Here is a 23596-nt window from a genome sequence, read left to right as displayed (position 1 = left end):
TCCCCGTAGGAGCGAGCGTGCTCGCGAAAAGACTCAATCGAAGGTGATGCCCTGGGCCAGCGGCAGCTCCCGGGAGTAGTTGACGGTGTTGGTCTGGCGCCGCATGTAGCCGCGCCAGGCATCGGAGCCGGATTCGCGACCGCCGCCGGTTTCCTTCTCGCCGCCGAAGGCGCCGCCGATCTCTGCGCCGCTGGGACCGATGTTGACGTTGGCGATGCCGCAGTCGCTGCCCACCGCCGACATGAACTGCTCGGCCTCACGCACGTCGGTGGTGAAGATGCAGGACGACAGGCCCTGAGGCACGGCGTTGTTCAGGCGCAGCGCTTCTTCGAAGTCGTTGTAGCCGATCACATAGAGGATCGGCGCGAAGGTTTCGCTGCACACCACCTCGCTCTGCTCGGGCATTTCGACGATGGCCGGCGACACGTAGTAGGCGTTGGGGAACTGGTCCTGCAACTGGCGCTGGCCGCCGAAGACCCGGCCGCCCTCGCTCAGGGCCTGCTCCAGGGCATCCTGCATGGCCTCGAAACTGTGCTTGTCGATCAGCGGGCCGATCAGGTTGCCTTCCAGCGGGTGGCCGATGCGCACCTTGGAATAGGCCGTCTTGAGGCGGCTGATGATTTCCTCTTTCACCGACTCGTGGGCAATCAGGCGACGCAGGGTGGTGCAACGCTGGCCGGCGGTACCCACGGCGCTGAACAGGATGGCGCGCACCGCCATGTCCAGGTCGGCGCTGGGGCCGAGGATCATGGCATTGTTGCCCCCCAGTTCGAGGATGCTGCGGGCAAAGCGCGCGGCCACTTTCGGCGCCACTTCGCGGCCCATGCGGGTGCTGCCGGTGGCACTGATCAGGGCCACCCGCGGATCGTCCACCAGGGCGGCGCCGGCATCACGGCCGCCGATGATCACCTGGCTCAGGTATTCGGGAGCATCCTGGAAGTTCTTCAACACGCGCTCCAGCAGCGCCTGGCAGGCCAGGGCGGTGAGCGGGGTCTTTTCCGAGGGTTTCCAGATCACCGGGTTGCCGCAGACCAGCGCCAGGGTGGTGTTCCAGGCCCAGACCGCTACCGGGAAGTTGAAGGCGCTGATCACCCCGACAACCCCCAGGGGATGCCAGGTTTCACGCATGTGGTGGCCCGGGCGCTCGGAGGCGATGGTCAGGCCGTAGAGCTGGCGCGACAGGCCGACAGCGAAGTCGCAGATGTCGATCATTTCCTGCACTTCCCCCAGGCCTTCCTGGGTGATCTTGCCAGCTTCCCAGGACACCAGCTCCCCCAGGTCGGCCTTGTACTCGCGCAGCACCTCGCCGAATTGCCGCACCAGCTCGCCGCGACGGGGTGCCGGCACCTTGCGCCACAGGGCGAATGCATGCTCTGCGCGACTGACCTGCTGCTCCACCTCGGCGGCGCCCTGCCAGTTCACCGCGGCGATCCGGCTGCCGTCGATGGGCGAATGCACAGGCTGGGTGCCCGACTGGTACAGGGCCGGGTTGACACCCAGACGATCAAGCAATGCGGCAACCATGGGGTTACTCCTTACAGATGAAAGCGAAAGAACCAGGCCGCTGCGACGGCCATCAAGGCTAGTAGTTGTAGCTGGCCCGAGACTTGCCAACAAACGACCTTTAAGCGAGATATCATTCCGTTTATTCATGCTGAGCCGCTCGCTGGCACCCATAAGAACAAGGAACACCCATGCTCAACAAACGCTACTTGCCGTCGATCACCGCCCTGCAGTGCTTCGAGGCCGTGACCCGGCACCTGAGCTTCACCCGTGCGGCCGAAGAGCTCAACCTGACCCAGAGCGCGGTGAGCAAGCAAGTGGCGCAACTGGAAGAGCTGCTGCAACACCTGCTGTTTCGTCGGGTACGGCGGCGCCTGCAACTGACTCCGGCCGGCGACCTGTACCTGGTGGAGGTGCGCAAGATCCTCACCCAGGTGGAGATGTCTACCCATTACCTGCGTTCCTACGGCGGCGAGACCGAAGTCCTACGAGTCTCCACGCCCTACACTTTTGGCGCCCGCTGGCTGGTGCCGCGCCTCAAGGGCTGGCGACTGCGCCACCCGCACATCCACCTGGACCTGTGCAATGAGCAAGAGCCTGACGAACTGCTCCAGGGCCATGCCGACCTGGCCTTCTACTTTGGCCAGGGCTCACGCCCCGGCACCGAGAGCCTGAAGCTGTTCAGCGAAGAGCTGGTGGCGGTCTGCGCCCCTGACAGCCTGCCCGCCGAGCCCTTGACCGACCCCAGGCAACTCACTGAACTGGTGCTGTTGCAAAACGCTTCACGGCCCCAGGGCTGGCACGAATGGTTCGACCAACAGGGCTACCAGACCGAGCACAGCTACCACGGCCCACGCTTCGAAACCTTCTATATGTGCATCCGTGCGGCCCAGGTCGGCTGCGGGGTCGCCCTGCTGCCACGTTTTCTGGTGGAAGAAGAACTGGCTGAAGGCAAGCTGGTGATCGCCTGGGAATACGCCATGCCCAGCCAGGACGCCTATTACCTGGCCTACCCCGAACACTCGGCGGAAGTGCCCAAGGTCCGGGACTTCGTGCGCTGGATGCTCGAACACAACGACTCGCCCCTGCCGTAGGAACCGGCTTGCCGGCGATGGGGCCCTTGAGCCCTGCTCAAGACTGAAGATCCGTTCGCTGGCAAGCCAGCTCCTACGGCCGGAGAATGGCCCGCCACAAAAAACACTGGCAAAGCGCTGCGCGTCTATGCGCCACTAGCGCCTTCATTGAAAGAGCTGAATGCCGCACTTGTCCGTCGCGGCCAGCATGGAGATTCCCGTTATGAGCGAGAGTGTATTTGCCGATCGCATCGTGCAGAACCTGCTCGACACCGACTTCTACAAACTGACCATGATGCAGGCGGTGCTGCACAACTACCCCAACGTCGAGGTGGAATGGGAGTTTCGTTGCCGTAACAGCGAGGACCTGCGGCCCTATCTGGCAGAGATCCGCTACCAGTTCGAGCGCCTGGCGGAACTGAGCCTGAGCGCCGACCAGTTGGGCTTTCTCGAACGGATCAGCTTCCTCAAGCCGGATTTCCTGCGCTTTCTCGGGCTGTTTCGCTTCAACCTGCGCTACGTGCATACCGGCATCGAGGACGGCGAGCTGTTTATCCGCCTGCGCGGCCCCTGGCTGCACGTGATCCTGTTCGAAGTGCCGATGCTGGCCATCATCAGCGAGGTGCGCAACCGCTACCGCTATCGCGAGATCCAGCTGGTCCAGGCCCGCGAGCAGCTGTACCGCAAGTTCGACTGGCTGACCGCCAACGCCAGCAGCGAAGAACTTTCCGAGCTGCAAGTGGCGGATTTCGGCACCCGCCGACGCTTTTCCTACCGGGTCCAGGAAGAAGTAGTGAACGTGCTCAAGCACGATTTCCCCGGACGTTTTGTCGGCACCAGCAACGTGCACCTGTCCCGGGAACTGAACATGAAACCCCTGGGCACCATGGCCCACGAATGGATCATGGCCCACCAGCAACTGGGGCCGCGGCTGATCGACAGCCAGATCGCCGCCCTCGACTGCTGGGTCCGCGAATACCGTGGCTTGCTGGGCATCGCTCTGACGGATTGCATCACCACCGATGCCTTCCTCGGCGATTTCGACCTGTTCTTCGCCAAGCTGTTCGACGGCCTGCGCCACGACTCCGGCGACCCGATCCTCTGGGCGGAAAAGGCCATCGCCCACTACCACAAGCTGGGCATCGATCCGATGAGCAAGACCCTGGTGTTCTCCGACAGCCTGAGCCTGCCGCGCGCCCTGGAAATATTCCGTGCGCTGCGGGGGCGGATCAATGTCAGCTTCGGCATCGGCACCAACCTGACCTGTGACATTCCCGGTGTCGAGCCGATGAGCATCGTGCTTAAAATGGCTGCCTGCAATGGCCAGCCCGTCGCCAAGATCTCCGATGAAGCGGGCAAGACCCATTGCAAGGATCCGAACTTCGTCGCTTACTTGCGCCACGTTTTCCAAGTACCTGCCCAACCTGGCAAGGAGTGAATCATGCAAGCCGTACAGCGTGAGATTGCGCAGCAGCTCAAGGTCCAAGCACCTTTTCCCGACCACGCCGCCCTTGAGGCAGAAATCGCCCGGCGCATCCGCTTCATCCAGGACTGCCTGGTCAATTCCGGGCTCAAGTCCCTGGTGCTGGGCATCAGCGGCGGTGTCGACTCCCTGACCGCCGGCCTGCTGGCCCAACGGGCGATGCGTGAATTGCGCGAACGCAGCGGGGACGATGGCTACCGCTTCATTGCCGTGCGCCTGCCCTATGAGACCCAGTTCGACGAACACGATGCCCAGGCCTCGGTGGACTTCATCAACCCTGACGAACGCCACACCGTGAACATCGGCCCGGCGGTCAGGGCCCTGGCCAACGAAGTCGCGGCCTTCGAGGGGCAGCACGCGGTGTCCCGGGATTTCGTCCTCGGCAACACCAAGGCGCGGATGCGCATGGTGGCCCAGTACACCATCGCCGGCGCCGCCCATGGCCTGGTGATAGGTACCGACCACGCCGCCGAAGCGGTGATGGGTTTCTTTACCAAGTTCGGTGACGGCGCCTGCGACCTGGCGCCCCTGAGCGGCCTGGTGAAAAACCAGGTGCGCTCCATTGCCCGCTATTTCGGCGCGCCGGAGTCCCTGGTGGAAAAAGTCCCTACCGCCGACCTCGAAGACCTGTCGCCGGGCAAGCCGGACGAAGCGTCCCACGGCGTCACCTACTCCGAGATCGACGCCTTCCTGCATGGCCAGCCGGTACGTGAGGAAGCCTTCAAGATCATCTGCGACACCTACCGCAAGACCCATCACAAACGCGTCATGCCCTTCGCCCCATGACCCGCCTCGCTCTGTAGGTGCCGGCTTGCCGGCGAAAGGGCCGCTTGTACTGCACAAGGCTCGAGGGCCTCTTCGCGGGCCTGCCCGCTCCTACGGATGCACACAAAAAAGCGCCCCTGGGGGCGCTTTCTTGTTGCAGCCGGGCCTGATGCTTACTTCAGGACCACAGCGCCTTTCATCATCGAGTTGTGGCCCGGGAACGAGCAGAAGAACTGGTAGCTTTCGCCAGCGGTCAGCTTCGATACGTCGAAGGTCACCGAATCTTTCTCGCCGGCACCGATGATCTTGGTGTGGGCGATGACGCGGGTGTCGCCTTCCTTCAGGTAGCTCTTGTCGATGCCGGCGGCCATGCCGTCGGTGGCGATGCCAGCCATGTCTGCGGTCTTGCTCAGTACCCAGTTGTGGCCCATGACGTTCTTCGGCAGGCTGCCGGAGTGGGTCAGGTTCACGGTGAAGGTCTTGCAGCTCTTGTCGATGGTGATTTCCTTAGTGTTGAAGGACATCTGGTCGGTAGAGTCGACATCGACCTTGCATTCGGCGGCCATCAGTTGGCTGCTGGCCAGTGTCAACAGGGATACCGCAACGAGTTTGGCAAACATGGTGAATCTCCAAGGCAGGGTTAACAAAATCCATCTGAATCCATGGGACGGAAGACTGCCTGAATTTCTCGCAAGTTCCTATGATTTGCATCAAAAAATTGTATACAACTCTCTGCTATCGACCTGATCAAGACAATCAACCGGCCAGCGGCATGGCACGCTTCTAGAATCACGCCATCGTCCCTGATCGGAGTCACCCTCATGCCGTTGAACAGCCTGTTTCGCAGCTTGCTCGCCGCCTACGCCTGTGGCGCCAGCGGTACCCATGAAACCCCGCAACGGGAGGTTTAATACTTGGAGCGAGGCCGGCGAGCCTTTACTCTGAGGCCATCAATGACCTCGGAGTAAGTCATGTCGTTAACTTCTGTCTGTGTATTCTGTGGCGCCAGCACCGGCGCCAACCCTCTCTATCGTGAAGCCGCCCAGGCCCTGGGCCGGGCCATCGCCGAGCGCAAGCTGACCCTGGTGTATGGCGGCGGCGCGGTAGGGCTGATGGGCATCGTCGCCGACGCGGCCCTGGCGGCCGGGGGCGAAGTCATCGGGATCATTCCGCAAAGCCTGAAGGACAAGGAAATCGGCCATCGCGGCCTGACCCGCCTGGAAGTGGTGGACGGCATGCACGCCCGCAAGGCGCGCATGGCCGAGCTCAGCGACGCCTTCATCGCCCTGCCCGGCGGCCTGGGAACCCTGGAAGAACTGTTCGAAGTCTGGACCTGGGGCCAGTTGGGCTACCACCACAAGCCGCTCGGCCTGCTGGAAGTGAATGGCTTCTACGAAAAACTCAGCGGTTTTCTCGATCATATCGTCGGCGAAGGCTTCGTCCGTGCCCCGCACCGTGACATGCTGCAAATGAGCGAGTCGCCGGCCGGCCTGCTGGATGCGCTGGACGCCTGGCAACCGACGGTCCCGGACAAATGGGCCGAAGGCAAACCCAGTTAACCACCCGGCCCCGATAACAGGCAGAATACGCGCCGCTCAACCTCACCTTCGACCCCAGAGGATCGCCCATGGCCAAACCCAACTACTCCTTCGCCAAACGTCAACGTGACTTGGCCAAGGAACAGAAGAAAGAGGAAAAGCTGCAACGCAAGAAAGCCGCCGCTGAAGAAACCAGCGCACTGAACCCGGATGCAGAAGGTGAAGTGAGCGTCGACGACGCCGAGCCCGAGGCCCCCCAGGCCTGACCTGCCCCGTAGGAGCTGGCTGGCCAGCGAAAGCGCTCTCCAGCCCTACGCAATATCCGCCGGCCCCATCGCTGGCAAGCCGGCTCCTGCAAGGTCGGAGATGGCCGTGTCATGCCAGGGGCATGACGGTGACCCGAACATCCGGGTCATGGCTGCCCCCTCCCAGAATCACCCCACGCAACGGCGACACATCGGAAAAATCCCGGCCCCAGGCCAGGGTGATGTGCTCCAGCGCCGGCTGCACGTTGTTGGTCGGGTCGAAATCCACCCAGCCCAGCACCGGGCAAAACACTGAAACCCAGGCATGGGAAGCATCGGCGCCGATCAGCCGCGGCTGTCCCGGCGGTGGCTGGGTCAGCAGGTAGCCACTGACATAGCGCGCCGCCAGCCCTCGCGAGCGCAGGCAGGCCAGCATCAGGTGGGCGAAGTCCTGGCACACCCCGCGCCGACGTTCCAGCACCTCCACCAGCGGCGTCGCCACCTGGGTGGCTTCGGCGTCGAAAGTGAACTCACTGAAGATCTTCTCCATCAACGCCTGGGCGCCCTGCAACAGCGGCCGCCCCGGTACGAAGCAACTGGCGCAGAACTCGACAAAACTCTGCTTCAGATGCACATAAGGCGATTCGAAACGGTAGCGACAGGCTTCCAGCAACGCCTCGGGCAAGGGCTGGCCGCTGTAGGTCAGGGCGCCGCGGGCGGCATCCCAGGGCAGTGACGCGGCAAAATCCAGCGCCGGCCGCTCCAGCACCTCGACACTGAGCTGGGCATTGACCAGCAATTCGTCATGGGGGCGCTCGAAGGCCAGGCGGGTCAGCGGGTTGCCGAATACATCCTTCTCGTCACGACGGCTGGTAGGGTCGGGGCTGATCAGCAATTGCCGCTCGCTGCACAGTTGCCAGGCACAGGCCCGAGGCCACAGGTGCGCCAGTTGCTGGGCCAGGGATACCGGGCTGTCGTAGCGGTAGTGGGTGTCGTGGAACACCTGGTAGCGCGCGCTCATCAGACCGACACCGTTTGCTGGCTGACATCATCCACATGGGCGAAATGCCGCAGCGCCAGGCGGTCCGAAACCTGCCCGCTGACCTCGGCGATCTCCTGCAGCAGGTCCGCCAGGCCCTCCACTGCGGCGCGCACACTGGCCTCGCCGAACAGCGAGTTCTCCAGGCAGCCCAGGTCGAAATGCGCCAGGCGCTCCACCAGCCGCGGCAGCGCCAGCTCGCGGGGCACGCCGAAATCATCGTTGAGGCGCTTGAGGGTGCGGGTCACCAGCTTGAGCTGGAACAACACGGCGTGGGGGTTCTGTTCATCCAGCAGCAACAGGTCGAGGACCGGAATCAACTGCGCCACCGCCAGGTAGCGCGACCGGTAGGTGATGCTGCTGTTACCCAGCTCCAGCAGCCAGTCCAGGCCGGCCTGGTCGAAGGCCGCGGTGCCCCGCAGGAAGGCCGCGAGGCTGCTGCTGAGGAACTGCAGGCGCTCGATGCGCCGGCCAATCATCAGGAAGCGCCAGCCTTCGTCGCGGGTCATGTCGTCCAGGGCGAAGCCGGAGAGCGCCGCCAGGGACATCACCAGGCGGTTGAGAAAATCCAGCAGTTCGGCGAAATCCGGCTCCGGAGTGTCCAGCTCCTGGGCCTCGCGCTGCAGCTCCACCAGGGCCTGCCAGTTTTCCCGGGACAGCTTGCCGCGTACCTGGGAAGCCGCCCACTGCAAGCGTTGCAGGTTGGACCGCAGGCTGAAGGACCAGTCCTCACCCAACAGGGCCGCCAGCAGGCGCTCGGGCAGCTCGCCCTCATCCGGCAGCAGCATCAGGCTTTCTCCCAGGTCCACCGCGGCCAGCAAGGCTTGCGGGTCATCGCCGTCGACATAGCGCGCCAGCATGATCCGCAGCAGCCGCGCACTGTCGTCACAGCGCTCGCAATAACGGCCGAACCAGAACAGGTTTTCCACCACCCGCGACGGCAGGTAGGGATCGCGGCGCACCAGGTCATACACGCCGATGGTGCGCTGGGCCTTCCACTGCTCGCCGCTGGGCGCCCGCTCACCCAGCACCCAGGTGTCCTTGCTGGCGCCACCGCGCTGCATCGACACCACTTCGGCACCGGCCTGGGCAGCGACCCGGGTCAGTCCTCCGGGCAGCACCCGGTAGCCGTCCTCGCTGGCCACCGCATACACCCGCATGCCGATGGCACGGGGCTGCAACTGCTCGTTCTCGGCCTGCCAGACCGGCGCCTGGGACAGTTGCGGCAATTCCTGGGCGACATAGGCATAGGGCCGCGCCCGCATGCGCTCAGCCAATCGCCGGCGTTGCTCGGCGTTCAGATCGCGGCCCAGCACCGGGGTGAAGCTCTGGGAAGCGAAGGCCGGCTTGACCAGCAGATCCGGGAGTTTTTCCAGGGCCTGCTGCAGCACCGGGGCCTCGCCGCACCACCAGGTAGCGATGGACGGCAGAAGCAGTTCCTCGCCCAGCAGAAACTGGCTGATCTTCGGCAGGAAGCCCAGCAGGCCGGGGGATTCCAGCACCCCGCTGCCCAGGGCGTTGGCCACCAGCACCCGGCCCTGGCGCACCGCGTCCAGCAGCCCGGGAACCCCCAGGGCCGAGTCGGTGCGCAACTCCAGCGGATCGCAGAAATCGTCGTCCAGGCGACGCATGATGGCGTGCACCCGGCGCAGGCCGCTGAGAGTCTTGAGGTACACCGTGGCATCACGCACGGTCAGGTCGCCGCCCTCCACCAGCGGGTAGCCAAGCTGTCGCGCCAGGTACAGGTGCTCGAAATAGCTCTCGTTGAACCGCCCTGGCGTCAGCAGCACCACCAGCGGCGCTTCGCTGTCCCGGGGTGCCTGGCGGGCCAGGGTTTCCTGCAGGGTGCGGAAGAACCCGGCCAGGTGCTGCACTTGCAGGTCGCGGTACAGGTCGGGGAACGCCCGGGACACGCTCATGCGGTTCTCCAGGGCATAGCCGGCCCCGGAGGGCGCCTGGGTACGGTCGGCGGTGACCCACCAACGCCCGTCCGGGCTGCGTGCCAGGTCCACGGCATACAGGTGCAGGAAGGTCTGTTCCGGCGGGCAGATGCCCTGGCATGGCCAGAGGAAATTGTTGTGGCCGAACACCAGTTCCGCCGGCAACAGCCCTTCGCGGATCAACCGCTGCGGGCCATACAGGTCCGCCAGCACGGCATTGAGCAGGCGAGCGCGCTGGGCGATTCCGGTGGACAGCAACTGCCATTCATCCGCCGCGATCACATGGGGCAACAGGTCCAGTTCCCAGGGCCGGTCGGCGCCCTTGGGGTCGGCATAGACGTTGTAGGTGACGCCGTTCTCGTGGATCTGCCGGGTCAGCAGCGCCTGGCGCTGGGCCAGTTGACCGGGGCTGCTGCGCTGCAACTGTTCCAGCAGCCGCTGCCAGTGCGCCCGGACCTGGCCCTGGTCATCCAGCAACTCGTGGTAGGTACCCGCCGTCAGCGGGTAACGGTCTAGCAAGTCAGGCATGGAACACTCGGCAGACGGCAGGGAAAGTCAGATTAACGCACCGCCATGACGCCCGGATATGGCTATCTCACAGGCGTCGCAGGTGGATTAGAAACGTCGTAAATCCAGGGTCAGCGGCAGCTCGGTATTGATCACCACTGGCGGCACCTCCAGGCTTCCCGGGCTATGGCCCAGGCGGAAGAAGCGCGCCATGCGCCGGCTTTCCGCCTCGTTGGCATTCACCGGCAGGCTGTCGTAATTGCGCCCGCCGGGGTGGGCCACATGGTATTGGCAGCCGCCCAGGGAGCGCTGCATCCAGGTATCCAGCAGGTCGAACACCAACGGTGCATGCACAGGGATAGTGGGTTGCAGGCAATTGGCCGGCTGCCAGGCGCGGTAACGTACCCCGGCGACAAACTCGCCGACCCGCCCGGTGGGATGCAGGGGCAGCGCCACGCCATTGCAGGTCAACACATGGCGCTCGGGTACCAGGCCGCCGACCTTGACCTGCAGGCGCTCCAGGGAAGAGTCGACATAACGCACCGTGCCACCCGCCGCGCCCTCCTCCCCCAGCACATGCCAGGGCTCCAGGGCCTGGCGCAGTTCCAGCTCGATGCCACTGACGGCGTAATCGCCGACGTTGGGAAAGCGGAACTCTAGGTGCGCGGCAAACCATTCGGCCCGCAGCGGGTAGCCGGCGGCATTCAGCTCCACCAATACATCAGCGAAATCCTGTTCGATAAAGTGCGGCAACAGAAAACGATCGTGCAGTTCGGTGCCCCAGCGCGCCAACCGGGCCGGCGCGTAAGGCTCGCGCCAGAAGCGCGCCACCAGCGCCCGCAGCAGCAACTGCTGGGCCAGGCTCATGCGCGCATGGGGCGGCATTTCAAAGGCCCGCAGCTCCAGCAGGCCAAGGCGCCCGGTGGCGCCATCCGGCGAATACAGCTTATCGATGCAGAACTCGGCGCGATGGGTGTTGCCGGTGACATCGATCAGCAGGTTGCGCAGCAGGCGGTCCACCAACCAGGGCGCGCACTCCTGGCCGGGAGCCGGCATCTGCGCGAAGGCAATCTCCAGCTCGTACAGCGCGTCATTGCGTGCCTCGTCGACCCTCGGTGCCTGGGACGTGGGGCCGATGAACAACCCGGAAAACAGGTAGGACAGCGACGGGTGGTTGTGCCAGTAACTGATCAGGCTGCGCAGCAGGTCGGGGCGCCGCAGGAACGGCGAGTCGGCCGGGGTGGCTCCGCCAAGGACAAAATGGTTGCCGCCACCGGTGCCGGTGTGGCGCCCATCGATCATGAACTTCTCGCTGGTCAGGCGCGTCTGCCGGGCCTGCTCATAGAGAAACTCGGTGCGCTCCACCAACTCGTCCCAACTGACCGAGGGCTGCACGTTGACTTCAATCACCCCCGGGTCCGGGGTCACCCGGAAGTTGCACAGGCGCGGGTCCGCCGGCGGCTCGTAGCCCTCCAGCAAGACCGGGCAGCGCAGCTCCTCGGCCGTGGCCTCGATCACGCTGACCAGTTGCAGGTAATCCTCCAGACGCTCCAGGGGCGGCATGAACAGATACAACCGTCCCTCGCGCGCCTCGGCGCAGAGCGCGGTACGGGTCAGCCAGTCGGCGGACTCGTCCACCTGGGGCACCCGCTCGTCGGCCACTGCCGGCTCATCAATCGCTGCCAGCTGAGCCGCGCCCACCAGTTCGGGAAAATCCTGGTTCGGATCGATGGCATGAATGAACGGATACTCCGCCGCCGTCACCCAGGGCTGGGACGCCAGGGGCAAGCGATAGCCCAGGGGCGAATCACCCGGTACCAGCCGGCAATGGTTATCGCGCAGGTACCAGCGCCCGCTCTGCCACTGGTCGCCCTTGGCGGTACGGGCCAAGGGCAGGACCTGGCCGATGACCTTGTCCAGCCCCTGGCTGAAAACCTTGCGCAGGCGCTCCCGCTCCAGGGCATCCTCCAGCCGCGAATCCTCGGCGCTGACATTCAGCGGCAGGCTGCCTTCGCGCCACAGGTAGTAGAAATTGTCCTCGTAGGCGGGAAACACAAAACGCGCAGGCAGCTTCAGACGCTCGGCGACACTGGCCAGAAAACGTCCGGCCAACAACGCATCGGCGGCGTAATCTTCATGCTCATCGGCAATCAGCGCGTTGTTGCGCCACACCGGTACACCGTCGCGACGCCAGTGGCAATTCAGCGACCAGCGCGGCAGCTGCTCCCCCGGGTACCACTTGCCCTGGCCGAAGTGCAGCAGGCCCTGGGGCGCATAGTGCTGGCGCAGGCGCTGGAACAGCTCGCCGGCCAGGCGGCGCTTGTTCGTCCCCAGGGCTGCCGTGTTCCACTCCGGGCCATCGGGATCGTCGATGGCGACGAAAGTCGGTTCGCCGCCCATGGTCAGGCGCACATCCGCCTCCAGCAGGTCGACATCGATCTGCCGGCCCAGGGCCTGGATCGCCAGCCATTGCTCGTCGGTGTAGGGCTTGGTCACCCGGGGCGCTTCCCAGATGCGCTCCACACTCATCTCATGGCTGAATTCGCATTCGCAGGGCTCCACCAGCCCGGTGATGGGCGCCGCTGAAGAGGGGTCGGGGCTGCAGGCCAGGGGAATATGCCCTTCCCCGGCGAACAGCCCGGACGTGGCATCCAGGCCGATCCAGCCGGCGCCCGGCAGGTACACCTCGCACCAGGCATGCAGGTCGGTGAAGTCCACCTCGGTGCCGGAGGGGCCATCCAGGGATTTGACGTCCGCCGTCAGCTGGATCAGGTAGCCGGAGACAAAGCGCGCCGCCAACCCCAGGTTGCGCAGCAATTGCACCAGCAGCCAGGCCGAGTCCCGGCAGGAGCCGGAGGCGTTGAGCAGGGTCTGCTCCGGAGTCTGCACCCCGGGCTCCATGCGGATCAGGTAGGCGATGTCGGTACTCAACCGCTGGTTCAGGCCCACCAGGAAATCCACCGCCGGCAGCGGTGTACGCGAAATGGCGTCCAGGTAAGCCTGGAACCTCGGCGTCAGGGGCAGGGTTTCCAGGTAGGGCGCCAGCTCACGCTGTTCATCGGCGGCATAAGCGAAGGGAATCTGCTCGGCGTAGGGCTCGAGGAAGAAATCGAACGGGTTGAACACCGCCATTTCCGCCAGCAGGTCGACTTCGATCCGCAGCTCGCTGGTTTTTTCCGGGAACACCAGACGCGCCAGGTAATTGCCCTGCGGGTCCTGCTGCCAATTGATGAAATGCTGCTCGGGCTGGACCTTCAGCGCATAGGAAAGAATTCGCGTGCGGCTGTGGGCCGCCGGGCGAAGGCGGACGATCTGCGGGCCCAGTTCGACGGCGCGGTCGTAGCGATAGTGCGTGACATGGTGCAATGCGACATGAATCGACACGGCGTGCCTCCTGCGAGCCTGAGCGGTGGGTGAACCCGCGCAAGACTTGTGCCAGCGCCCAAGTCCCGGGAGTTGTTCAACGACTCAGGGCAGTACAGCACCAAAACCGCGCAACCGGTGTGTCCCTGTGCAGGCCGTTGCACATAAATGTGCCAGACGGCGCCCAATGGCCAGGCATATGGACACCCGCGCAGGCACGAAAACCCATCACCCTAAAAGCAAAACGCCAGCTCCGTGGCTGGCGTCTTGCGGTGCGGGTTAGCGCGGTACTACCGGCTTGCGGGTCGGCTTCTTGCCTTTGCCCTTGGCCGCGTCGGCACGCTCCTTGGCCGCCTGCTTGTTGCGGGCAAACGCCGCAGCCTTGGCCTGTTCGCGCTTGTCCCAGGCATTGCCGCCGTCGCTGCCGCGAGGTGGCAGCCCGGTGTGCTGGGTAAGGATCTTGGTTTCCTTGGCCACCTTGTGGCTGCCGGCCGGTGTCGAATTCTTGCGACGGGCACTCTGGTAGCTGTCGGTAGCCGGCTGATGGGTCGGAATCAGCTGGTTCTTGCCCGGACCGATCAGGTCGCCACGGCCCATGCGCAGCAGAGCCTCGCGCAGCATCGGCCAGCCCTTCGGATCGTGGTAGCGCAGGAACGCCTTGTGCAGGCGGCGCTGCTCCTCGCTCTTGACGATGGTCACGCCGTCGCTCTTGTAGGTGACCTTGCGCAGCGGGTTCTTGCCCGAGTGGTACATGGCCGTGGCGGTGGCCATCGGCGACGGGTAGAACGCCTGTACCTGGTCCGCGCGAAAGCCGTTGCCCTTGAGCCACAGAGCCAGGTTCATCATGTCTTCATCGGTGGTGCCCGGGTGGGCGGCGATGAAGTACGGAATCAGGTACTGCTCCTTGCCCGCTTCCTTGGAGTATTTCTCGAACATCCGCTTGAAGCGATCGTAGGTGCCAATGCCCGGCTTCATCATCTGATTGAGCGGACCTTCCTCGGTGTGTTCCGGGGCGATCTTCAAGTAGCCGCCCACGTGGTGGGTCACCAGCTCCTTGACGTACTCCGGCGACTCGACCGCCAGGTCGTAGCGCAGGCCGGAGGCGATGAGGATCTTCTTCACCCCGGGCAAGGCACGGGCGCTGCGATACAGCTGGATCAGCGACGAATGGTCGGTATTCAGGTTCGGACAGATGCCCGGGAACACGCAGGACGGCTTGCGGCACGCGGATTCGATTTCCGGGCTCTTGCAGGCGATGCGGTACATGTTCGCGGTCGGGCCGCCGAGGTCGGAAATGACCCCGGTAAAACCTGGAACCTTGTCGCGAATTTCTTCGATCTCGCGAATGATCGACTCTTCGGAACGGTTCTGGATGATCCGCCCTTCGTGCTCGGTGATCGAGCAGAAAGTACAACCGCCGAAGCAGCCGCGCATGATGTTCACCGAGAAACGGATCATGTCGTAGGCCGGGATCTTTTCCTTGCCATAGGCCGGGTGCGGAATGCGCTGATAAGGCATGCCGAACACGTAGTCCATCTCTTCGGTGGTCATCGGGATGGGCGGCGGGTTGAACCAGACATCGATCTCGCCATGCTTCTGCACCAGGGCGCGGGCGTTGCCCGGGTTGGTTTCCAGGTGCAGCACGCGGTTGGCGTGAGCGTACAGGACCGGGTCGTTGCGCACCTTCTCCATGGACGGCAGGCGGATCACGGTTTTGTCCCGGGTCATGCGCGGGCTGGCAAGGATCTGCACCACCTTGGCTTCCTGGGGATCGTCCACCGGGCCCTTTTCCTGCTCGATGGCGCAGGCCTGGGTGTCCTGGGTATTGACGTAGGGGTTGATGATCTTGTCGATCTTGCCCGGGCGGTCGATACGAGTGGAGTCCACTTCGTACCAGTCCTTGGGCGTGTCGCGGCGGATGAAGGCGGTGCCGCGCACGTCGGTGATGTCTTCGATCTTGTGGCCGTAGGACAGGCGCTGGGCCACTTCGACAATCGCCCGCTCGGCGTTGCCGTAGAGCAGGATGTCGGCGCTGGCGTCGATCAGGATCGAGTTGCGCACCCGGTCCTGCCAGTAGTCGTAGTGGGCGATGCGGCGCAGGGACGCTTCAATGCCGCCGAGAACGATGGGCACGTGCTTGTAGGCTTCCTTGCAGCGCTGGCTGTAGACCAGGCTCGCACGATCCGGGCGTTTGCCCGCCAGGCCACCGGGGGTGTAGGCGTCGTCGGAGCGGATTTTCTTGTCGGCGGTGTAGCGGTTGATCATCGAGTCCATGTTGCCGGCAGCGACACCGAAGAACAGGTTCGGCTCGCCGAGCTTCATGAAGTCGTCTTTGGACTGCCAGTTGGGCTGGGCGATGATCCCGACGCGAAAGCCCTGGGACTCCAGCAGCCGGCCGATGATCGCCATGCCGAACGACGGGTGATCGACGTAGGCATCACCGGTGACGATGATGATGTCGCAGGAATCCCAGCCGAGCTGATCCATCTCCTCCCTGCTCATGGGCAGGAAGGGTGCTGGCCCGAAACATTCGGCCCAGTACTTGGGATAGTCAAATAACGGCTTGGCTGCTTGCATGTCGATGACCGGTGTTGGCTTGGATAGGGACGCGTTGATTCACAGGGAAATTCGCGGGCGCGGAATATAGCACAAAAAATAACCAATTCCGACCAAAAGGGTCGGAATTCATTGTCACGTCACGCGCCCCGTGGCGAGGGCGCTTACTCCCACTCGCCTGCGCAGCAGACGCAGAGTCGGTGGCGACAATATATCTGGAGCAAGACGCCGATCGGCCTTGGGGCCGCAGCTTGCTCCAGCGGGAGCACGCTGCCCCACCAGAGCCGGCCAACCACCATGGCTGGCGCCGTTATTCGTCGTCGTCGAAGTTGTAGCTGCCCGGGGCGAGGTTCTCGAAGCGGGTGTACTTGCCGATGAACGCCAGGCGGATAAAGCCGATGGGGCCGTTCCGCTGCTTGCCGATGATGATCTCGGCAATGCCCTTGTGCTCGGTTTCCGGGTGATACACCTCGTCCCGGTAGACGAACATGATCACGTCGGCGTCCTGCTCGATCGCTCCGGATTCCCGCAAGTCGGAGTTCACCGGGCGCTTGTTGGGACGTTGCTCCAGGGAGCGGTTGAGCTGGGACAGGGCCACTACCGGGCAGTTGAACTCCTTGGCCAGGGCCTTCAGGGACCGGGAAATCTCGGAAATCTCGTTGGTCCGGTTGTCGCCGCTGGAGCCTGGAATCTGCATGAGCTGCAGGTAGTCGATCATGATCAGGGCGATATCGCCGTGCTCACGCACCAGACGCCGGGTCCGCGCACGCATCTCCGAGGGGCTGATGCCCGCGGTGTCGTCGATGAACAGCTTGCGGTCGTTGAGCAGGTTGACCGCCGAGGTCAGGCGTGGCCAGTCGTCGTCTTCCAGCTGGCCGGAACGGACCTTGGTCTGGTCGATGCGGCCCAGGGAGGAGAGCATACGCATGATCAGCGATTCACCTGGCATCTCCAGGGAGTACACCAGCACCGCCTTGTCGCTGCGCAGTACCGCGTTCTCCACCAGGTTCATGGCGAAGGTGGTCTTACCCATGGACGGACGGCCGGCGACGATGATCAAGTCGGCCGGCTGCAGGCCGCTGGTCTTCTCGTCGAGATCGGTATAGCCGGTGGACAGGCCGGTGATGGCGTTGTCCGTATTGAACAGGGTATCGATGCGGTCGATGGCCTTGGTCAGCAGTTCGTTGACCCCCACCGGGCCGCCGGTCTTGGGCCGCGCTTCGGCGATCTGGAAGATTTGCCGCTCGGCCTCGTCGAGAATCTCTTCGGCGGTGCGCCCTTCCGGGTTGAAGGCACTGTCGGCGATCTCCGTGCTGATGCCGATCAGCTGGCGCAGGGTGGCCCGCTGGCGAACGATCTGCGCATAGGCCTTGATGTTGGCCACCGACGGTGTGTTCTTCGCCAGCTCGCCCAGGTAGCCCAGACCGCCGACCTGTGAAGTCTGGCCTTCCTTGTCCAGTTGCTCGGACAGGGTGACCACGTCGATGGGCATGTTCTGGTCGGCCAGCTTGGCGATGGCGCGGAAGATCAAACGGTGGTCATGCCGGTAGAAATCGCCGTCGGACACTTGATCCAACACACGTTCCCAGGCGTTGTTGTCCAGCATCAGACCACCGAGCACGGCCTGTTCGGCCTCGATGGAGTGCGGCGGCACCTTCAGGGCAGCGGTTTGCAGATCGTATTGCTCGGGAGCGGAGATATCGTTCATGGCCACTTGGAATTCGGGGGATGAAAATCAGGATCAGCAGAAAGACAAAGGGCACGACCTGTAAACAGGATCGTGCCCGATGTTAACCGTCAGCCACACAAGGTGCCAGACGATTTGGTACTGCTTAAGCAGCCACCACGACAACGCGTACGGTTGCTTCAACTTCAGCGTGCAGGTGCACGGCTACGTCGAATTCACCTACGTTGCGGATGGTGCCGTTCGGCAGACGAACTTCGCTTTTTGCCACTTCAACGCCCGAGGCGGTCAGTGCATCAGCGATGTCGTGGGTGCCGATCGAACCGAACAGCTTGCCTTCGTCACCGGCGGTGGCAGTGATGGTCACTTCCAGCTCAGCCAGTTGCGCAGCGCGAGTTTCGGCAGAAGCCTTCTTCTCTGCAGCCAGTTTTTCCAGCTCGGCACGACGCGCTTCGAACGCAGCCAGGTTGGCAGCGGTAGCAGCGGTGGCTTTGCCGAAAGGCAGCAGGTAGTTACGGCCGTAACCAGCCTTAACGTTTACCTTATCGCCCAGGTTGCCCAGGTTGGCGATTTTTTCCAGCAGGATCAGTTCCATTTGGTAATAACCTCTTAACTTTTAACCTTCACCGTTCGCAGAGCCGTTATCAGCGTCTTTCGGCGCCAAACGACCGCGAAAATCAACCAGACTGTCGACAATGGCCAGGACCACGAGCAACGGATAGATCAGCTGCATGAACGGCAACAGCGTGACGTACAACCCCACCAGCCAGAACCTGGCCAGTCGCCCTTGTGCCACCAGCCCGTGAATCAGGGCCAGCCCGGCAAAAGCCAGCGGGACACTGCACATTGGCGTCAGCATGGCTAGTTGAGGTCCGAAGTTCGGCCCCACCAGCATGCACGCCAGCAGCAACATCGCTGGCCCAAGAGGGATTCTGATGGCGCGAAACTCGCGACCAAAACCACCCGGGTTATACAACACAGCCTGCCAGTAACGCCCAAGAATCAGGCTCAGCACGCTGATGGCTTGCAACAGGGCCGCTATCAGGCCGGTCAGGATCGGTGCAATCAGCGTGGCAAGACGAGCTCGCTCTTCAACCGATAGCTGCTGGTAGACCTCACCCAAGGCCATCGGCAGGATTTTTATCAATTCCTGTGACAGCGCTTCGATCTGAGGGCGGAAAGCCGCACCCAGGACTCCAGCAAACACCAACCCCATCGCTATGCTGACCAGCAGCACGCGGCTCCAGGACTCGCTTGCGCGCAAAACCAACGCAAGACTCGAAGAACCCAGCAGCACCAGAAGTGCCCGCGGGTCATCGAACGTCAGCCACCAGAGCAAAGCTGGCAGCACTCCCAGAGCGAGGACGCCAAGGGCATCCTTCAATCCGCGCCGCAGAAGCACCAGGCTTCCGGCGGCAGCACCCAACCAATACAACAACGGCAATGCCGAACAGCCAGCCACTACCAGAGTGGCCTGCATACGACCGCGCATGATGAACTCAGCTAAGGCGCGCATGCATTCAATCCCTTACTACTTGTCGACTGCCCGATCTCAGCGGCCGTGGCTGTCGGTGTAGGCCAGCAGGGCCAGGAAGCGGGCGCGCTTGATAGCGGTGGCCAGCTGACGCTGATAACGAGCTTTGGTACCGGTGATGCGGCTTGGAACGATTTTGCCGGTCTCGGATACGTAGGCTTTCAGAGTGTTGAGATCTTTGTAATCGATCTCTTTCACGTCTTCAGCGGTGAAGCGGCAGAATTTACGACGACGGAAGAAACGTGCCATGTAATTGGCTCCTCAAAAGGTCCGTGGATTACTCGTCAGCGTTATCGCTGGCGTCGCTGTTGTCGCTGTCATCGCCATCGGCGCTGTCAGCATGCTCAGGACGGTCACGACGCTCACGGCGCTCACTGCGGTTTTCTTCAGCCTTGAGCATCTCGGATTGGCCAGTGATGGCTTCTTCGCGACGGATGACCAGGTTACGGATCACAGCATCGTTGTAACGGAAGTTGTCTTCCAGCTCAGCCAGGGCTTTACCGGTGCACTCAACGTTCAGCATCACGTAGTGAGCCTTGTGAACATTGTTGATTGCGTAGGCCAGTTGACGACGGCCCCAGTCTTCCAGACGGTGGATTTTGCCGCCGTCTTCTTCGATCAGCTTGGTGTAACGCTCAACCATGCCGCCGACTTGCTCGCTTTGATCCGGGTGGACCAAAAAGATGATTTCGTAATGACGCATGAATGCTCCTTACGGGTTGTAGCCTGCCGCCTATAAGCGGTCAGACAAGGAGTGAATGACACTGGTGTGTCTTGCCTGGTAGTAGGCACATATGCGCCTGCCGTCACGGCAAGGGGCGCAATTGTAGAGAAGGGGGAACAGCGGCGCAAGGCAATTGGTGATTATTTGAACAACCACCTGCGGGAGCCGGCATGCCGACGATGGACGGCAGCATGCGCCTCGCCGGCAGACCGGCTCCTACAACTGTGGGTCAGGCTTTCTTGGCGCCGGCCTTGGCCTTGGCACCGCGCTGGCGCATGGCTTCGAACAGGCATACGCCCGTGGCCACGGAGACGTTGAGGCTGCTGACGCTGCCGGCCATCGGCAGGCGTACCAGGTAGTCGCAGTGCTCGCGGGTCAGGCGACGCATGCCCTTGCCTTCGGCCCCCATGATGATGATGGTCGGGCCGGTCAGGTCCTGGTCGTACAGTTCCTGTTCGGCCTCGCCGGCGGTGCCGACGATCCACAGCCCACGCTGCTGGAGCTTCTCCAGGGTGCGGGCCAGGTTGGTCACGGCTACCAGCGGAATCACTTCGGCGGCGCCGCAGGCCACTTTGCGCACGATCGGAGTCAGGGTCGCCGACTTGTCCTTGGGCACCAGCACTGCCAGGGCACCGGCCGCATCGGCAGTACGCAGGCAGGCCCCGAGGTTATGCGGGTCGGTCACACCGTCCAGCACCAGCAGCAACGGCGCGCCTTCGGTACGGTCCAGCAGCTCGTCGAGCATGGCCTCGCCCCACACCTGGCTCGGGCTGACTTCCGCCACTACGCCCTGGTGCACGCCTTCAACCCATGCGTCCATCTCACGACGCTCGGCCTGGCCAACCGAAACACGGTTCTGCGCAGCCAGGTCCACCAGAACCTGAACCCGTGGATCACTGCGCCCTTCAGCCAACCAGATCTGCTTGACCCGCTTGGGATGGTGACGCAGCAACGCTTCTACGACATGCACGCCGTAGATCTTTTCCAACTGACTCATGACTTGGCCTTAGGTTTGCGCGCCCCGCCGCTTTTAGCGCCGGAAGCGGAGCCCGCCTTGGGCGGACCTTTACGATGTTTGCTCGGCTTGGCGGGCTTTTCGCCAGCGCGCGAGGGCGCCGGCTTACCGGACTTTCCCGCAGACGTCGCTTTACCACCGCCCTTGGCTTCGGCCAGCAGCGCCCGCTTCATTTCGCGGCTTTTGCGCACTTCGGCGTTTTTCGCTGCAGCATCGCTTGGGCGATAAGCCTCGACCGCCTTTTCCTTGGCGGAGCTGCGACGCCCCGCCTTGGCTGGAGCCGGCTCTTCCACGACCTTGCTGGCAGGTGCGTCCGCGGCGCCACGCTTCTTGCGGCCGATCGGTGCGTTGATGGTCTTCTCGGCCATTTCGAAATCGATCTTGCGCTCGTCCAGGTCGACGCGCATGACCCGCACTTCCACGGTATCGCCCAGGCGGAAGCTGCGACCGGTGCGCTCGCCCGCCAGGCGGTGATGCACAGGGTCGAAGTGGTAGTAGTCCCCCGGCAAGGCGGTGACGTGCACCAGGCCCTCGACGTAGATGTCGGTCAACTCGACGAACAGGCCGAAACCGGTCACCGCGGTGATCACACCCGGGAAGGACTCGCCCACACGATCCTTCATGAACTCGCACTTGAGCCAGTTCACTACGTCCCGCGTAGCCTCATCGGCACGGCGCTCGCTCATCGAGCACTGCTCGCCGAGCTGCTCCAGGGTCGCTTCGTCGTACGGATAGATACGCGCCTTCGGAATGGTCATCGCCCCGGCGCGGCGCACGTGCGGCGTGTCCTGCTTGGAGTGGATGACGCTGCGGATGGCCCGATGGGTCAACAGGTCCGGGTAGCGGCGGATCGGCGAAGTGAAGTGGGTATAGGCTTCGTAATTCAGGCCGAAGTGGCCCTGGTTATCAGCGCTGTACACCGCCTGGCTCAGGGAGCGCAGCATCACGGTCTGGATCAGGTGGTAATCCGGACGGTCCTTGATGGTTTCCAGCAATGCCTGGTAGTCCTTCGGCGTCGGGCCATCCTTGCCCTTATGCAGGGACAGGCCCAGTTCGCCGAGGAAGGCGCGCAGTTTTTCCAGACGCTCCGGCGGCGGACCATCGTGCACCCGGTACAGGGCCGGAATCTCGTGCTTCTTGAGGAACTCGGCGGTGGCCACGTTGGCCGCCAGCATGCATTCCTCGATCAGCTTGTGTGCATCATTGCGGGTAGTCGGACGAATTTCGGCGATCTTGCGCTCGGAACCGAAGATGATCCGGGTTTCCTGGGTCTCGAAGTCGATGGCGCCCCGGGTATGGCGAGCCCCCAGCAAGACCTTGTACAGCGCATACAGCTGCTTCAGGTGCGGCAGGACATCGCCGTATTCACCGCGCAACTGCTTGGCTTCGCTGGTTTTCGGCTGCTCGAGCATGGTGCTGACCTTGTTGTAGGTCAGGCGCGCCTTGGAGTGGATCACCGCCTCGTAGAACTGGTAATCGGTCATCTCGCCGGACTTGGAGATGGTCATCTCGCAAACCATGGCCAGGCGATCGACTTTCGGGTTCAGCGAGCACAGGCCGTTGGACAGTTGCTCGGGCAGCATCGGGATCACCCGCTCGGGGAAGTACACCGAGTTGCCGCGCACCTGGGCTTCGGCATCCAGAGCCGAACCGATCTTCACGTAACTGGAGACGTCGGCAATCGCCACATACAGCTTCCAGCCACCACCGAACAGGCGCAGCTTGCCGGGCTTGGCTTCGCAGAAAACGGCGTCGTCGAAGTCGCGGGCGTCTTCGCCGTCGATGGTGACGAAAGGCAGATCACGCAGGTCGATGCGCTTCTCTTTGTCCTTCTCTTCCACTTCGGGCTTGAGCTTGCCGGCTTCCTTGAGCACCGCCTCTGGCCAGACATGAGGAATATCGTAGGTGCGCAGGGCAACGTCGATTTCCATGCCCGGTGCCATGTAGTTGCCCACCACTTCCACCACATCGCCTTGCGGCTGGAAGCGCGGCGTCGGCCAGTGAGTGATTTTCACTTCGACGAACTGACCGATCTTGGCATTGGCATTGCGCCCCGGCGTTACCAGCACTTCCTGCTGGATCTTCGGGTTGTCTGCCACCACGAAACCAATGCCACCTTCTTCGAAGTAGCGACCGACGATGCTTTCGTGGGCACGGGACACCACTTCGACGATCACGCCTTCGCGACGGCCACGACGATCCAGGCCGGAAACCCGCGCCAGGGCGCGGTCGCCATCGAATACCAGGCGCATTTGCGCCGGGCTCATGAACAGGTCGTCGCTGCCGTCATCCGGCACCAGGAAGCCGAAGCCGTCGCGGTGACCGCTGATACGGCCGAGAATCAGGTCGAGCTTGTCCACCGGCGCATAGGTGCCGCGGCGGGTATAGATCAGTTGAGCGTCGCGCTCCATGGCGCGCAGGCGGCGGCGCAGGGCTTCCAGCTGGTCTTCCGTGGTCAGACCGAACTCTTCTACCAACTGCTCGCGACTAGCAGGCGAACCCCGGTCAGCAAGATGCTGAAGGATGAGTTCGCGGCTAGGAATAGGGTTTTCGTATTTTTCCGCTTCACGAGCGGCCTCGGGATCGAGGGACTGCCAATCGGCCATTAGATAAATTTCACCTTGTCT

Annotated in this window: 18 protein-coding genes; 5 read left to right on the top strand and 13 right to left on the bottom strand. The window is 63.2% G+C overall.

Annotated elements, in window-relative coordinates:
• Window positions 1-33 precede the first annotated feature (33 nt).
• Window positions 34-1524 (bottom strand): L-piperidine-6-carboxylate dehydrogenase, encoded by a 1491-nt coding sequence (amaB, locus tag AC1RL5_RS19865; protein WP_011058964.1) that lies wholly within the window; start codon window positions 1522-1524, stop codon window positions 34-36.
• A gap of 170 nt (window positions 1525-1694) precedes the next feature.
• Between amaB and AC1RL5_RS19860 the strand changes: the two genes are divergently transcribed.
• The 3 genes from AC1RL5_RS19860 (at window position 1695) to nadE (ending at window position 4845) form a co-directional block, all read left to right on the top strand.
• A complete protein-coding gene (locus tag AC1RL5_RS19860) occupies window positions 1695-2597 on the top strand; it encodes a LysR family transcriptional regulator (RefSeq protein ID WP_015633948.1) in 903 nt (300 codons plus the stop codon).
• Between the two features lie 202 nt (window positions 2598-2799).
• Window positions 2800-4014, top strand: a complete 1215-nt coding sequence (gene pncB / locus AC1RL5_RS19855; RefSeq protein ID WP_015633947.1) for a nicotinate phosphoribosyltransferase — start codon at window positions 2800-2802, stop codon at window positions 4012-4014.
• A gap of 3 nt (window positions 4015-4017) precedes the next feature.
• Window positions 4018-4845, top strand: coding sequence for an NAD(+) synthase (gene nadE, locus AC1RL5_RS19850; protein ID WP_492589536.1), 828 nt, complete (start codon window positions 4018-4020; stop codon window positions 4843-4845).
• Window positions 4846-4997: 152 nt separating this feature from the next.
• Here the strand turns inward: nadE and azu are convergent, their stop codons facing one another.
• A complete protein-coding gene (gene azu, locus AC1RL5_RS19845; protein ID WP_011058960.1) occupies window positions 4998-5444 on the bottom strand; it encodes an azurin in 447 nt (148 codons plus the stop codon).
• Between the two features lie 351 nt (window positions 5445-5795).
• On the opposite strand from azu, the gene AC1RL5_RS19840 reads away from it, so the two are divergent.
• Together AC1RL5_RS19840 and AC1RL5_RS19835 are read left to right on the top strand one after the other, a co-directional pair.
• Window positions 5796-6383, top strand: a complete 588-nt coding sequence (locus AC1RL5_RS19840; protein ID WP_019096143.1) for a cytokinin riboside 5'-monophosphate phosphoribohydrolase — start codon at window positions 5796-5798, stop codon at window positions 6381-6383.
• 68 nt (window positions 6384-6451) lie between these two features.
• Window positions 6452-6628 (top strand): hypothetical protein, encoded by a 177-nt coding sequence (locus AC1RL5_RS19835; RefSeq protein WP_011058958.1) that lies wholly within the window; start codon window positions 6452-6454, stop codon window positions 6626-6628.
• A gap of 109 nt (window positions 6629-6737) precedes the next feature.
• Here AC1RL5_RS19835 and AC1RL5_RS19830 read toward each other — a convergent pair whose 3' ends face one another.
• The 11 genes from AC1RL5_RS19830 to rnr form a co-directional block, all read right to left on the bottom strand.
• The gene (locus AC1RL5_RS19830; RefSeq protein ID WP_072452023.1) at window positions 6738-7628 is read right to left on the bottom strand and encodes a transglutaminase family protein; all 891 of its coding nucleotides are present in this window, start codon (window positions 7626-7628) and stop codon (window positions 6738-6740) included.
• Window positions 7628-10114, bottom strand: a complete 2487-nt coding sequence (locus AC1RL5_RS19825; RefSeq protein WP_492589535.1) for a circularly permuted type 2 ATP-grasp protein — start codon at window positions 10112-10114, stop codon at window positions 7628-7630. Before AC1RL5_RS19825 ends, AC1RL5_RS19830 begins: the two co-directional genes overlap by 1 nt.
• 87 nt (window positions 10115-10201) lie before the next feature.
• The gene (locus tag AC1RL5_RS19820) at window positions 10202-13477 is read right to left on the bottom strand and encodes a transglutaminase family protein (RefSeq protein ID WP_492589534.1); all 3276 of its coding nucleotides are present in this window, start codon (window positions 13475-13477) and stop codon (window positions 10202-10204) included.
• 258 nt (window positions 13478-13735) lie between these two features.
• Window positions 13736-16033, bottom strand: coding sequence for a YgiQ family radical SAM protein (locus AC1RL5_RS19815; RefSeq protein ID WP_093406880.1), 2298 nt, complete (start codon window positions 16031-16033; stop codon window positions 13736-13738).
• A 289-nt stretch (window positions 16034-16322) separates the two neighbouring features.
• On the bottom strand, window positions 16323-17720 hold the full coding sequence (gene dnaB, locus AC1RL5_RS19810) for a replicative DNA helicase (protein WP_007921486.1): 1398 nt from the start codon (window positions 17718-17720) through the stop codon (window positions 16323-16325).
• 124 nt (window positions 17721-17844) lie between these two features.
• Window positions 17845-18291, bottom strand: coding sequence for a 50S ribosomal protein L9 (rplI, locus tag AC1RL5_RS19805; RefSeq protein WP_007921484.1), 447 nt, complete (start codon window positions 18289-18291; stop codon window positions 17845-17847).
• Window positions 18292-18312: 21 nt separating this feature from the next.
• Window positions 18313-19212, bottom strand: coding sequence for a hypothetical protein (locus AC1RL5_RS19800; RefSeq protein WP_011058950.1), 900 nt, complete (start codon window positions 19210-19212; stop codon window positions 18313-18315).
• A gap of 36 nt (window positions 19213-19248) precedes the next feature.
• Window positions 19249-19479 (bottom strand): 30S ribosomal protein S18, encoded by a 231-nt coding sequence (gene rpsR / locus AC1RL5_RS19795; RefSeq protein ID WP_002551829.1) that lies wholly within the window; start codon window positions 19477-19479, stop codon window positions 19249-19251.
• 28 nt (window positions 19480-19507) lie between these two features.
• Entirely contained in the window at window positions 19508-19933 is a 426-nt protein-coding gene (gene rpsF / locus AC1RL5_RS19790; protein WP_011058949.1) for a 30S ribosomal protein S6, read from the bottom strand.
• Between the two features lie 250 nt (window positions 19934-20183).
• Window positions 20184-20951, bottom strand: coding sequence for a 23S rRNA (guanosine(2251)-2'-O)-methyltransferase RlmB (gene rlmB, locus AC1RL5_RS19785; RefSeq protein ID WP_492589533.1), 768 nt, complete (start codon window positions 20949-20951; stop codon window positions 20184-20186).
• Window positions 20948-23575, bottom strand: a complete 2628-nt coding sequence (gene rnr, locus AC1RL5_RS19780) for a ribonuclease R (protein ID WP_011058947.1) — start codon at window positions 23573-23575, stop codon at window positions 20948-20950. The genes rlmB and rnr overlap by 4 nt, the downstream gene beginning before the upstream one ends.
• Window positions 23576-23596 lie beyond the last annotated feature (21 nt).

Source organism: Pseudomonas sp. GW822-FHT06D10 (assembly GCF_058799535.1).
This window is presented reverse-complemented; position numbering and strand designations above follow the sequence as displayed.